Here is a 12954-nt window from a genome sequence, read left to right as displayed (position 1 = left end):
GGCTACTTGCTGGCGCGGATCGCCTCGAAGACGCTGGGGTCCACCAGGGTCGAGGTGTCACCGAGTTCGCGGCCCTCGGCCACATCGCGCAGCAGTCGGCGCATGATCTTGCCGCTACGGGTCTTGGGAAGCTCCGGGACGACGTGGATCTCCCGTGGCTTGGCGATCGGGGAGATCTCCTTGGAGACTTCGGCGCGCAGCTCGTCGACCATCTGCTCGTGGGACAGTTCGGCGGCGTGGCTCTTGAGGATGACGAACGCGCAGATGCCCTGGCCGGTGTGCTCGTCGGTGGCACCGACGACGGCGGCCTCGGCCACCCCGGCGTGCCCGACGAGTGCGGACTCCACCTCGGCGGTCGAGATGCGGTGTCCGGACACGTTCATCACGTCGTCGATGCGGCCCAGCACCCAGATCTCACCGTCGCTGCCGTAGCGCGCGCCGTCACCGGCGAAGTACCAGCCCTGCTCGGCGAAGCGCGACCAGTACGTTTCCTTGAACCGTTCGTCGTCGCCCCAGATGCCGCGCAGCATCGACGGCCACGGCTTGTCCAGCACCAGGTATCCGGTGGTCTGCTCGGCCCCGTCGACGGCGCGGGCGAGATCGTTGCCGTCGTCGTCGACGATCTTGGCCGAGATGCCGGGCAGCGGTGTCATGGCCGAACCGGGCTTGCAGTGGGTGACCCCGGGCAGCGGGGAGATCATGATCGCCCCGGTCTCGGTCTGCCACCAGGTGTCCACGATCGGGGTCTTGTCGGCGCCGAACACCAGCCGGTACCACCGCCACGCCTCGGGGTTGATCGGTTCACCCACCGAGCCCAGCAGACGGATGCTGGACAGGTCGTGTTCGAAGGCGAGCTCGCGGCCCCACTTCATGAAGGTGCGGACCACCGTGGGGGCGGTGTAATAGATGGATACGCCGTACTTTTCGATGACCTGGAAGTGCCGGTGCTCGTCCGGGGAGGCCGGGGTGCCCTCGTAGACCACCTGCGTGGCTCCGTTGGACAGCGGTCCGTACACGATGTAGGTGTGGCCGGTCACCCAGCCGATATCGGCTGTGCACCAATAGACGTCGGTCTCGGGCTTGAGGTCGAAGACGACCGAGTGCGTGTAGGACGCCTGGGTCAGGTACCCGCCCGAGGTGTGCACGATGCCCTTGGGCTTGCCGGTGGTCCCGGAGGTGTACAGCAGGAACAGCGGGTGCTCGGAGTCGAAGGACTCGTGGGCGTGCTCGACCGATGCCTTGGGCACCGTCTCGTCCCACCACAGGTCGCGACCCTGGGTCCACGGCACGTCGATCCCGGTGCGGCGCACCACGAGAACATGCTCGACGGGGCTGTCGGAGCCGAGGCCTTCCAATGCCTCGTCGACACCCGTCTTCAGCGGTGCGGCCTTGCCCCGGCGGTACTGGCCGTCGGAGGTGATGACGATCTTGGCCTGGGCATCCTCGATGCGGGCCTTGAGCGCGGAGGCGGAGAAGCCGGCGAACACGACCGAATGCATCGCGCCCAGCCGTGCGCAGGCCAGCATCGCGATGATCGCCTCGGGCACCATCGGCATGTAGATGGCCACCCGGTCGCCTGCGGTCAGGCCGAGTTCGGCGAGCGTGTTGGCGGCCTGGTTGACCTCGTCCTGGAGCTGGGCGTAGGTGATGGTGCGGGCGTCGCCGACGGGCTCGCCCTCCCAGTGGATGGCGACCCGGTCACCATTGCCGGCCTCGACGTGGCGGTCCACACAGTTGTAGGCGACGTTGAGCTTGCCGCCGACGAACCACTTTGCGAACGGCGCGTTCGACCAGTCCAGCACCTCGGTGAACGGGGTGCCCCAGGACAGTCGGTCGGCCTGGGTGGCCCAGAACGCCAGTCGGTCGGCCTCGGCCTGATCGTAGAGATCGCTCGTGGCGTTGGCATTGGCCGCGAACTCGGCGGGCGGGGGATAGGCTGAGGGCACGCCGGTCTGCGTCGCTGTCGTCTCGCTCATGGGTGTGAGCGTAGTCACCGAAGGTTGCAGCGGCGTTGGAGCGTCACAAGATGCGCTGCGGACGGCTGCCGAACTGCGCCGAACGTCGGGGATTGCAGGCTCAGCGGTCGGCTAGCGTTGTCCGGATGACCGACGAGCGCTCGCGCAAGGAGCCGAACAACACCGATCCGCTCGCCCCGCTGGTGGCTCTGGAAGGAGTGGCCGCCGCCGGTGACGAGGCGCGCGAGGCGCTTGGCCGGGCCCATCGGCACCGCACCAATCTGCGGGGCTGGCCGGCGACCGCGGCGGAGGCGGCCCTGCGCGCGGCGCGCGCGAGCTCGGTGCTCGACGGCGGCTCACTGAATCTGTCCGAGTCCGGCGAACCCGATGCGGTGTTGGCCGGGGCATTGCGGGTGTCCGAGGCGTTGGAGGGCGGCGCGACCGCGTTGACGCAGGTGTGGCAGCGGGCGCCGCTGCAGGCGTTGGCCCGGTTGCACTCGCTGGCGGCGGCGGACCTGGTCGACGACGACCGGTTGGGTAGGCCGCGCTCGGCGCCCGAGGTGGGTCCACGGCTGGAGATGCTGGCCGAACTGGTCACCGGCGGCACATCGGTGCCCGCCTTCGTGCTGGCCGCCGTCGCGCATGGTGAACTGTTGACCCTGGAGCCCTTCGGTTCGGCCGACGGTGTGGTGGCGCGCGCGGTGTCGCGACTGATCACGATGTCCAGCGGGCTGGATCCGCACGGACTCGGGGTGCCGGAGATGTTCTGGATGAAGCAGTCCGGGAACTACCGGGCCGCCGCGCGTGGATTCGCCTCGGGCACGCCGAACGGATTGGGTGCCTGGCTGGTGTTGAGCAGTCAGGCGCTGCACGCCGGAGCGCGGGAGGCACTGTCGATTGCGGAATCCGCGCGCGACCGACCCAGCAAATGAAGCGGGCGACGCTCCGTGACCCACTTGCGTCGGTCACGGCTCGTCGCCCGCTAGCACGGATTCCCGGTTACCAAGCGTGCTGAGGTGGGTTGTGTGGGTGGCCTCGGCGTTCTCACGTTGCGCTATGGGCGCAACCCCACCCAAGGGGTTGTCGCGTCATTCGCTTTTCGTGATTCCGCAGGCCCACAACGCTTCTGCCTGTATCGCGGCTTGAGCTCCGCGTGGGTTCCGGTGATCCGTGCTAGGAGTTTCGACTCGGGAGATCACCCCTTCTCTTCCGGTGTGGCCTTGGCCTTGTCGAGCTCCGTGCACTCCTTTGTACTCCGTGACCGCGGTCACATCAAGTATCAAACGGGGGTGAATCTCGATCGTTATGAGGACGCTCTCAGCTACCGACGGGTAACGGTGGCCGGCAACAACTTCCGGAGCAGTGTGTAGGTGAGTGCACCGCCTGCGAGCGCGCTCAGCCCCACCGCGAGGGTGGTCGCCACGGCTGCGCCGGAGGGTGCCGGGAGTCGGTCGCGCAGCGATACCGGCCGGGTGAAGGCCAGTACCGGCCAACCGCGCTGGCCGGCCTCCTTGCGCAGGGAGCGATCGGGATTGACGACCGAGGGATGTCCGACTGCCTCGAGCATCGGCAGGTCGGTGATCGAGTCCGAGTAGGCGTAGCAGTGCTCCAGCGCGTAGCCCTCGCGCGCGGCCAGTTCCCGGATGGCCTCGACCTTGCCCTCGCCGTAGCAGTAGAAGGCCACCTCTCCGGTGTACTTGCCGTCCTCGACGACCATGCGGGTGGCCATGGCGTGGGTTGCGCCGAGGGCGGCGGCGATCGGCGCGACGATCTCTTCGCCGGATGCCGACACCACGACGACATCGCGCCCGCAGAGCTTGTGGTCGGCGATCAGGTTGGCCGCCTCGTCGAAGACCAACGGGTCGACGATCCCATGCAGGGTTTCGCCGACCACGGATCGCACCTGATCCACGTCCCAGCCGCTGCACATATCGGTGAGGTAGGTGCGCATCCGGTCCATCTGGTCATGGTCGGCGCCGGACATGAGGAACAGGAACTGGGCGTACGAGGATTTCAGTACCGCACGTCTGTTCAAAAGTCCCTGGTCGAAAAAAGGTTTGCTGAATGCCAAGGTGCTGGATTTCGCGATGACCGTCTTGTCGAGGTCGAAGAACGCCGCGGTGCGAACTGGCTGACCGCCCTGTACTGGGGGATCGGGCGCGGTGGCAAAATCAGCAGAACCATCGGGTACCGTCACAGGTCACAGCATAGGCGCCCGCGGCGCGGCAGTACTTTCCCAATGCTGGGAAAGTGACAGCTCACGACACCTGTCGCAATCTGCAGGATTTTCGACACAACCTGCGAATTCGGTCGTCCGCTACTTGCACTGCGCGGCGAATCCGTGTGTATAGTGGCAATCACTCGGCCTTAGCCGAGTGTGGATCAGCCCGACCCCCCGGGGCTGATACACGACGACCTCCGCCTCCTCCCCCCCTGGCGGGGGTCGTCCCTTTTTCCGGACTTTTTCCGTCCTCTCCTCGGCGCCGAAACCTCCTGCGAGGTTGCGGAACGCCGTTTTCAGTCTTTTGGTCTATCCACAATCGCCGGTTCATCCACAGATGTGCGTGTGGCACTGGTGCGGTGCGGGTGCGTCCTCACAGGCTGGTGGGGTGACGTCGAACCCAACCCTGCTGGCCGTGGTCGAGCGCGGCTCCCTGCGCGAGGAGATCGACCGCGTGGCCGCTGCCGCCGGCCTGCCGGTGGTGCATGCCGAACGTCCGTCGGGGCGGGCGGCCTGGCTCGGCGCGCGCGCCGTCGTTCTCGACGCCGGGTCCGCACATCGCCTCGCGGAGTTGGATCTGCCGCGACGGGATCGCGTGCTGCTGGTCGGTGAGAACGATGCCGGGGTGTGGGAGTGGCGAGGCGCGGCAGCCGTTGGCGCACAACACTTCTTCAAGCTGCCCGACCAAGACGAGGACCTTGTCGGCGCCTTCGGTGCGGCGGCCGCCGACCCCGGCCCGGGCGGTCGCGACGGCGGTGTCCTCGCTGTCATCGGTGGGTGCGGCGGAGCGGGCGCATCACTGTTCGCCACTGCCGTGGCGCAGTCGGCGGATTCGGCACTGCTCGTCGACGCGGATCCGTGGGGCGGAGGCATAGACCTTGCGATGGGCACCGAGGGCGTGCCCGGTCTGCGCTGGCCGGATCTCGCGGTGCGGGCGGGCAGGCTGAGTTTCGACGCGCTGCGCGGGGCGTTGCCGACGTCGCGCACGGTGACGGTGTTGTCCGGCGGACGCAGCGGTGGGGAGATCGCGGCGGGGCCGATATCGGCGGTCGTCGACGCCGGTCGCCGCGCGGGGGTCACGGTGGTCTGTGACATCCCCCGCCGAGCTACGCCGGTGACCGAAACAGTGCTCTGCACGGCGGATCTGGTGGTCGTGATCGCACCCGCCGATGTGCGCGCGGCGGCCGCCGCCGGCGCGCTCACCCGGTGGGCGAGGGAGATCAATCCGAATCTGGGTCTGGTGGTGCGCGGGCCGGCACCCGGTGGGCTGCGGGCTGCGGACCTGGCCGACGGTATCGGTCTTCCGCTGCTTGCGGCGATGCGTCCGCAGCCCGGACTGTCCGGCGCGCTGGAGCGCGGTGGGCTCCGGCTCGCCGCTCGGTCGCCGTTGGCCCTCGCCGCCGCGCGGGTGTTGCAGGTGCTGCGCAGACAACCGGTGGGGGCAGGGTTATGAGCGACCCTTGCGAGGACACCGCATGAGCGAGTTGATCGAGCGGGTGCGGGAACGCCTAGCCCATGACGGGGCCGCGTTGCGACCGGCGGTGGTCGCCGACGCCATCCGCGCGGAATCCGGTGGCCTGCTCGGTGACACCGAAGTACTCAGCAGCATGCGCAGTTTGGCCACCGAGCTGACCGGCGCCGGCCTGCTCGATCCGTTGTTGCGTGCCTCGGGTACCACCGATGTCCTTGTCACGGCGCCCGACGCGGTCTGGGTGGACGATGGTAACGGGTTGCGGCGCAGCGGCATCCGCTTTCCCGATGAGGACGCGGTGCGCAGGCTCGCGCAGCGTCTCGCCCTGGCCGCCGGACGCAGACTCGACGACAGCCAACCCTGGGTCGATGGTCATTTGAGCTGTATGGGGGTCGATCCCGTCCGGTTGCACGCGGTGCTGCCGCCCGTGGCGGCCGCGGGGACCTGCATCTCGCTGCGGGTGCTCCGACCGGCCCGCCAGGATCTGGCTGCGCTGATCGCCGCCGGAGCGATCGCCGAGCCCGCCGCGGACCTGTTGGCCGGGATCATCGCGGCCCGCCTGGCCTTCCTGGTCTGTGGGGGGACCGGCGCAGGGAAGACCACGCTGCTGTCGGCGCTGCTGGGAACGGTGGCCGACACCGAACGTCTGGTCTGCGTGGAGGACGCGGCCGAACTCGCGCCCCAACACCCGCACGTGGTGAAGCTGGTCGCCCGCGGCCCCAACGTCGAGGGCGTGGGTGCGGTGACGGTACGTGACCTTGTTCGTCAGGCACTGCGGATGCGGCCGGACCGGATCGTGGTCGGCGAGGTGCGCGGCGCCGAGGTGGTGGACCTGTTGACCGCGCTGAACACCGGTCACGATGGAGGCGCGGGCACCGTGCACGCCAACAGCGCCGCCGAGGTGCCCGCGCGGCTGGAGGCGTTGGCCGGGCTCGGTGGACTGGACCGCACCGCGCTGCACAGCCAGCTGGCCGCCGCGATCCAGGTGGTCGTGCACGTCGGGCGCGACCGCGACGGGATCCGGCGGGTGCGCGAGATCGCGGTCGTCGAACGCGATCACGATGGCTGGGTCGGCGCGCGCACCGCCTGGCAACTGCGACACGGGTTCGGCGACGGTATCGACGCGCTGCGCCACCGGCTCGATGATGCGGGCATCCGATGACGGTGGCGGTGATGCTGTTGGCGGCGGCGCTGCTCGTCTTGCCGGCGCCGGCCGGTCATCGACTCGGGCCTCGGACGAGACCTCGTCGACGGCGGCAGATCTCGCCGGCGTGGCTGGGTGCGCCCGCAACCGTGCTCGCGATGCTCTGGTGGGAGCCGACGGGCGTTCTGGCCTGTCTGCTGGTGGCGGCCACGGTGGCTCACCGTCGTCGACGCGCGGCGCGCCGCCGGTCGGCCGTCTCGGAGGCGCTGCAATTGCGCGATGCGCTGGACATCCTGGTCGGAGAGCTCAGGGTCGGCGCGCACCCCGTGGCCGCGCTCACCGCGGCGGCCGGTGAGGTCGGTGGTCAGGTCGGGGACCGCCTGAGGACCGTCTCGGCGCACGGGCGTCTTGGCGCCGATATCGCCATCGGGTTGAGTTCGGTGGCCGCGACCTCCGCCATCCCCGCGCAATGGCGACGGCTGGCGCTCTGCTGGCAGCTGGCACACCATCACGGCCTTGCGATCGCCACGCTGCTTCGCGCCGCGCAGCACGACATCGTCGAGCGCGACAGGTTCCGGCTGCGGCTTGACGCCGGACTGGCCGGACCCCGCACCACCGCCGCGGTGCTGGCCGGGATGCCGGTGCTGGGAATCCTGCTGGGACAGCTGATCGGAGCCGAGCCCGTGCGGTTCCTGGTCGCCGGCGGGCCCGGTGGGGTCATCCTGCTGATCGGAGTGGCACTGTCCTGCCTGGGGCTCTACTGGTCGGACCGCATCATCACGGCGGTGGGGTCATGAGCGTGGCCGCGGTGCTGCTCGCGGCGGCGGTGCTGATCGGAGCCGGACCCGCACACAGAATACGGGCACCGATGCGGTGCGTGCCGGAGCTGCCCGATGATCCGCTGGCCGCGGCATCGTGTCTGGACGTCCTGGCAGCCTGCCTTTCGGCGGGTATGGCGACCGCGACCGCCGCTGCGGCGGCCGCACCGCTGGCACCGGTTCTGCTGCGTGCTCAGCTGATACGCGCGGCCGACCTACTCGTCCTTGGCGCGGGTTCGGAGCGAGCCTGGGCAGACCCCGGTGGTACCGCCGACCCGCACGGGGCGGTGCTGGCCAGGCTGGCTCGCCGCTCGGCGGTATCGGGTGCGGCACTGGCCGACGGTATCGCCGAACTGGCCGACCAGGTGCGCATCGACGCGGGTTCGGCCGCCGATGCCGCCGCCGAGCGCGCATCGGTGTTGATTGCGGGACCGCTCGGGCTGTGCTATCTGCCCGCCTTCGTCTGCCTGGGAATCGTCCCGGTGGTCGCCGGGCTGGCCGGTGACCTGATGTCAGGCCTGTAATCGATGAGAAGGAGAAAGCATGCTGCAGAACATGATCCGAAGGATGCAGGCCCGTGTCATGGTGGCCGCCGCCGACGAGTCCGGGATGAGCACCGTGGAGTACGCGATCGGCACCATCGCCGCCGCCGCCTTCGGTGCCATCCTCTACACCGTGGTGACCGGCGACTCAATCGTGACCGCGCTGTCCAACATCATCACCCGCGCTCTGAACACCGGTGTCTGAGCGATGATCACGGCGGTGTCACGGTGGAGGCGGCGTTTGCGATCGCCGCCCTGGTCGCGGTGTTGGTGGTGTGCCTTGCCGGTATCAACGCGACCGTCCTGCACATCCGGTGTGTCGACGCCGCGCGGGAGGCGGCGCGACTGCTCGCCCGCGGCGACGACGGGGTCGCCGCCGCGCGCCGGGTCGGGCCGAGCGGGTCGACGATCTCGGCGCAGCGCGACGGTGCGTTCGTCGTGGTGCGCGTCAGCACCGCGACGGCACTGCTGCCAGGGATCGTCATCTCCGGGGATGCAGTGGCGATGGCCGAGCAGTTCCGGTGAGGACGGTGGCTCGGCGACGTTGATCGCGAGCGCGCTGATGGTCGTGCTGCTGACGTTGACCGTCGGGGTGCTGGTGCTCGGCTCGGCGGTGGTGGCGCGCCACCGCGCGCAATCGGGGGCCGATCTGGCCGCCCTCGCGGGCGCCGCATCCGTGCCTTCCGGTCGCCAGAGTGCCTGCGCGGCAGCACAAGCCGTCGCCGAATCGAACCATGTTGCGGTGGTCGAGTGCATTGTGGACGGGCTGGATGTGGCGGTCAGCGTCACAGCCACCACCATGCTGCCCAGCCGCAGCGCCAGGGCGGAGGCCAGGGCGGGGCCGGCCGATTCTGTTCTCAGTCCGTCTGGCCGGTGATCTTGCGCAGGCGCAGAAGCGATTTGAGTGCCGCGCGAGTGCCGGACTGTGCACCCTCCACCGCGGTCGCCTCCTGCTCGGTGGCGGCGATCTCCTCGTCGGTGGGCAATCGCATCGACATCAGCGCCGCGTAGGTGTCGTCGTCGAGTTCGATGCGGTTCACGGTGACGTGGATGGGGGTGAACCCGCCGCCGTGGGCGGGCAGTCGCAGTACCCGGGCGGTCGGCCCGTCGACGAATTCCTGTGCCATGGCCAGGACGTGGCGTTCGTCGCCGGGGTGCAGGACGGTTTCGCCCTGTTCGCCGGCCCGCCAGTCGAAGAACGGGCACGGCTTGTCCAGCCATTTGAGCAGCCGCCAGTGGTTGAGGTCGACGATCGCCCGGTGCACACCGGGCGCGGCAAGGCCGTTGAGAATCCGTTGCGCCAGATCATCGGGGCGCACCACCGGTCCCTCGACGACGCTGCGCCAGTTCATCGCTCGGCATATCAACCGTTGGCTGCCGTCGTTCTGCTCCTCGGAGATCGCCCTGGCCACGAAACCCACGGTGATCGGCTCACCCCGGAAGTCGGTGATGTTCCACGTGCTGCACAGCACATGGCCCGGTTTGGCCCGGATCACCATGGACAGCACCTTCGACTCGTTGGGATTGAGAGCCCTGGCGGGTAGGTCCTCGGCGAAGGCGCGGCCCTGGGTCGCCTCGACGCTGGCGTCCCGACCCGCGTTGTGCAGAGATTCCGCAGTGTCGGTGGCGATTCCGGCCGTCAGATCCCATTTCAGCGGTCCGGGTATCGGCCGGTCCGGCGGATCGGCGCCGGGTTCGCCGATCCAGAGGTGCACGCCGTGGATCACCCCGTCGGACATGTGCACCACCTCGGTGCGGATCACGCGGTCGTTCTTGGGGGTGATGCTGGTCAGTGCGTGACCGGCGCGCACCGTCTCGCCGATGGCTGATTGGATGGCCATCAGGTGCGGGTTGCGGCGGAGAAACGTACTGATCGGGACCAGGTTCTTGGTCCTCGAGCCCTGGGCGACGATGGCGGGTTCGTCACCCAGTGTCTCCACGAGCAGCCAGTCGTGGTCCATGCCCGTGAGTTTAACCGGCCCCGGCACCGCTGCCGGGTGTTTGCTCATGCTGCGGAATCCGTCGGAACTTGCTGCTGGGCACTGATTCGGACGCGCTTTCTCGATGTCGCTGGCGTCAAAACGGGTTGCAGGGGGTCTGTTGACGAGGTAATTTCCGACTGCACCTGGTTCGCCGGGACTGAAAACGGATCGCGTTGTCCGACCGTTTTGAGCATGCGGGAAGTGTGATCGGCGTTGCTGGTGGGGCGCCGCGGACCATGGCGAGACGGCCGACGCGGGGTGGGTCTTCTGCCGGGGGCAACGCGGTGTCAGTGTGCCGCCAGCTCGCCGAGCACCATGCGCAGAACGCGTACCGCGCCGGCCTTGTCCAGCGGATCGTTACCGTTGCCGCACTTCGGCGATTGCACGCACGACGGGCAACCGGCGGGGCATTCGCAGGCCTCGATGGCCGCCGCCGTCGCCTCCCACCAAAGTTGCATCTGCCGGTATCCACGGTCTGCGAATCCCGCGCCGCCCGGGTAACCGTCGTAGACGAAGATGGTCGGCAGACCGTCTTCCGGCCCGGACGCCGTGGACACCCCGCCGATATCGCCGCGATCGCAACTGGCCACCAGCGGCAACAACCCGATCGCGGCATGCTCGGCCGCGTGCAGCGAACCCGGCACGGCCAATGGGTCGATCCCGTTGGCGTACAGCATTTCCGGAGTGATCGTGCACATCACCGCGACGGTCTCCAGTGTCCTGGTCGGCAGGTCCAACTCGATGAAGTCGATGACCTCACCATCGAGCCTGCGCCGCAGGTATCCGGTGACGGTGTTCGACACCGAGACCGGCACGACACCGACGGTCACCTGACCCACGGAGCGACGCTCACCGACTCCGGTCACCGCGATATCGGTGACTTCCCTTGCAGCCGTGGTGTACCCGGGGTCCTCGGCGTGCACGATCGCGATACCGCCCTCGAAGTCGAGGCTGTCCACGACGTAGCTCTCACCCTGGTGCAGATACACCGCGCCGGGATGTACCGACGCCGGAGCCTGGCCGGTTCCGGTGGTGCCGAGGACGCGGCCGGTACCGGATTCCAGGATCGCGATCTGTCCACCGGAGGCGCCGCGGATGTCGACCGCAGGGTGCGGATCGATCTCGGGCGCGGGGAACCAGCCGTTGGGACGCCGGCGCAGCAATCCGTCGTCGACCAGGGTGCGCGCGACCTCCTCGGCATCCCAGGTCCGCACCTCGGCGTCGGTCAGCGGGAGTTCGGTCGCCGCGCACAGCAGCTGCGGCCCCAGCACATACGGGTTGGCGGGGTCGATCACCACCTTCTCGATCGGTCTGGCCAGCAGTGCGCGCGGATGGTGCACCAGGTAGGTGTCCAGCGGGTCGTCGCGGGCGATCAGCACGATCAGTGCGCTCTGGCCGCGGCGGCCGGACCGCCCGGCCTGTTGCCAGAACGAGGTGACGGTGCCGGGGAACCCGGCCAGCACCACCGCATCCAACCCGGCGATGTCGACACCAAGTTCCAGGGCGTTGGTGGTGGCCACCCCGCGCAGGTCGCCCTCGCTGAGCGCGTGTTCCAGCGCTCGGCGGTCCTCGGCCAGATAGCCGGCCCGGTAGGAGGCGACCCGGTCGGCGAGGTCGGGGGCTATTTCCTCCAGCCGGTTCGCCGCGGCCAGGGCGGTCAGTTCGGCCCCGCGCCGCGACCGCACGAAGGTCAGGGTGCGGGCACCCTCGGCGATCAGGTCGGCCATCACCCGGGCCGATTCCGCCCCGGCCGACCGCCGCACCGGCGCGCCGTTCTCCCCGACCAGGTCCTCGAGCAGCGCGGGCTCCCACAGTGCCACCGTCCGCCCGCCGTGCGGGGAGCCGTCCTCGGTCACCGCCGTGACGGTCTCACCGATCAGCTGGGCGGCGGTCTCGGCGGGGGCCGCGGTGGTGGCGCTGGCGAAGATGACCGTCGGCGACCCGGAGTATCGCGCGCACAGTCGCAACAGCCTGCGCAGTACCAACGCCACATTCGAGCCGAAAATGCCGCGGTAGTAGTGGCATTCGTCGACGACGATGTACTTGAGGTGGCGCAGGAAGACCGCCCACCGGGCGTGGTTTCGCAGCAGCGACAGGTGGATCATGTCCGGGTTGGAGAAGATCCACCGGGAGCGTTCGCGGGCGAAGCGGCGCAGATCGGTGCCCGCGTCACCGTCGTAGGCGCAAGGCGCGACATCGCGCAGGTCGGGCACCTCTTCGCACAGGCTGTGCGCGGCGCGCAGCTGATCGTGCCCGAGCGCCTTGGTGGGGGACAGGTAGAGCGCGCGGGCCAACGGTTCGGCGGCCAGCGTGGTCAGGATCGGCAGCTGGTAGGCCAGCGACTTGCCCGAGGCCGTACCGGTGGACAGCACCACGTGCCGTCCGTCGTGGGCCAGGTCGGCGGCGGCCACCTGGTGCGACCACGGGGTGTGCACGCCGCGTGCGGTGAAGGCGGCCACGACCTCGGGTTGGGCCCACGCCGGCCAGGGCAGGGTCGCGCCGCGCCGGGGTGGGATGTCTTCGACATGACGGATCGGATGTTCGTCGGCCGGAGTGCCCCGCATCGCACAGGACAGCAGCTCACGACCGAAATCGGATCCGGTATTGCGCACTGACCCAGACACGACGCTCCCTTCGCTGTTCACCAGCATGTATCCCCAGGTGAATTGTTGACTACTTGATCGTGCCGAGACTGTTGCTGGCGCGTTGAACGTGGTTGACTGGACGTGGTCGCAGCTTCTGTGTTCGTGTTTTTGCACCCGCAGGATCGTCGTTGCGATCGCGGTTCCTGCGAGGGTTGTAGGTCGGGTCGAGTTCCGAC

Annotated in this window: 12 protein-coding genes; 8 read left to right on the top strand and 4 right to left on the bottom strand. The window is 69.0% G+C overall.

Annotation, left to right across the window (positions count from 1 at the left end; translation table 11 throughout):
* Positions 1 to 2: 2 nt before the first annotated feature.
* On the bottom strand, positions 3 to 1976 hold the full coding sequence (acs, locus tag FBY28_RS11065; RefSeq protein WP_141866691.1) for an acetate--CoA ligase: 1974 nt from the start codon (positions 1974 to 1976) through the stop codon (positions 3 to 5).
* 125 nt (positions 1977 to 2101) lie between these two features.
* On the opposite strand from acs, the gene FBY28_RS11060 reads away from it, so the two are divergent.
* A complete protein-coding gene (locus FBY28_RS11060) occupies positions 2102 to 2887 on the top strand; it encodes a Fic family protein (protein WP_141866689.1) in 786 nt (261 codons plus the stop codon).
* A gap of 389 nt (positions 2888 to 3276) precedes the next feature.
* On the opposite strand, the gene FBY28_RS11055 is transcribed toward FBY28_RS11060, so the two are convergent.
* Complete coding sequence (locus FBY28_RS11055; protein WP_141866687.1) at positions 3277 to 4152, bottom strand: HAD-IB family hydrolase; 876 nt, start codon at positions 4150 to 4152, stop codon at positions 3277 to 3279.
* Positions 4153 to 4564: 412 nt separating this feature from the next.
* On the opposite strand from FBY28_RS11055, the gene ssd reads away from it, so the two are divergent.
* Genes ssd through FBY28_RS11020 form a run of 7 tightly spaced genes read left to right on the top strand, consistent with a single transcriptional unit; the run spans position 4565 to position 9028 of the window.
* On the top strand, positions 4565 to 5629 hold the full coding sequence (gene ssd / locus FBY28_RS11050) for a septum site-determining protein Ssd (RefSeq protein ID WP_141866685.1): 1065 nt from the start codon (positions 4565 to 4567) through the stop codon (positions 5627 to 5629).
* A gap of 22 nt (positions 5630 to 5651) precedes the next feature.
* The gene (locus FBY28_RS11045; protein ID WP_141866683.1) at positions 5652 to 6809 is read left to right on the top strand and encodes a TadA family conjugal transfer-associated ATPase; all 1158 of its coding nucleotides are present in this window, start codon (positions 5652 to 5654) and stop codon (positions 6807 to 6809) included.
* The gene (locus FBY28_RS11040) at positions 6806 to 7588 is read left to right on the top strand and encodes a type II secretion system F family protein (protein WP_141866681.1); all 783 of its coding nucleotides are present in this window, start codon (positions 6806 to 6808) and stop codon (positions 7586 to 7588) included. The genes FBY28_RS11045 and FBY28_RS11040 overlap by 4 nt, the downstream gene beginning before the upstream one ends.
* Positions 7585 to 8133, top strand: coding sequence for a type II secretion system F family protein (locus FBY28_RS11035; RefSeq protein WP_141866679.1), 549 nt, complete (start codon positions 7585 to 7587; stop codon positions 8131 to 8133). Before FBY28_RS11040 ends, FBY28_RS11035 begins: the two co-directional genes overlap by 4 nt.
* A 19-nt stretch (positions 8134 to 8152) precedes the next feature.
* The gene (locus FBY28_RS11030; protein WP_141866676.1) at positions 8153 to 8356 is read left to right on the top strand and encodes a DUF4244 domain-containing protein; all 204 of its coding nucleotides are present in this window, start codon (positions 8153 to 8155) and stop codon (positions 8354 to 8356) included.
* 23 nt (positions 8357 to 8379) lie between these two features.
* Positions 8380 to 8676 carry a TadE family type IV pilus minor pilin gene (locus FBY28_RS11025; protein WP_141866674.1) on the top strand — a complete coding sequence of 99 codons (297 nt, stop codon included), beginning with the start codon at positions 8380 to 8382 and terminating at the stop codon, positions 8674 to 8676.
* Positions 8645 to 9028, top strand: coding sequence for an Rv3654c family TadE-like protein (locus FBY28_RS11020; RefSeq protein WP_141866672.1), 384 nt, complete (start codon positions 8645 to 8647; stop codon positions 9026 to 9028). The genes FBY28_RS11025 and FBY28_RS11020 overlap by 32 nt, the downstream gene beginning before the upstream one ends.
* On the opposite strand, the gene FBY28_RS11015 is transcribed toward FBY28_RS11020, so the two are convergent.
* Both FBY28_RS11015 and sftH read right to left on the bottom strand, forming a co-directional pair.
* The gene (locus FBY28_RS11015; protein ID WP_141866670.1) at positions 9009 to 10112 is read right to left on the bottom strand and encodes a PAS domain-containing protein; all 1104 of its coding nucleotides are present in this window, start codon (positions 10110 to 10112) and stop codon (positions 9009 to 9011) included. The two genes, FBY28_RS11020 and FBY28_RS11015, sit on opposite strands and share 20 nt — an antisense overlap.
* A gap of 308 nt (positions 10113 to 10420) precedes the next feature.
* The gene (gene sftH / locus FBY28_RS11010; protein ID WP_353618513.1) at positions 10421 to 12757 is read right to left on the bottom strand and encodes a DNA 3'-5' helicase SftH; all 2337 of its coding nucleotides are present in this window, start codon (positions 12755 to 12757) and stop codon (positions 10421 to 10423) included.
* Positions 12758 to 12954: the final 197 nt, after the last annotated feature.

Source organism: Arthrobacter sp. SLBN-53, assembly GCF_006715585.1.
In the GTDB taxonomy this organism is placed as follows: Bacteria; Actinomycetota; Actinomycetes; order Mycobacteriales; family Mycobacteriaceae; genus Mycobacterium; species Mycobacterium neoaurum_A.
Note: the sequence above shows the minus strand (reverse complement) of the source record. Positions and strands in the feature narration are given on the sequence as shown.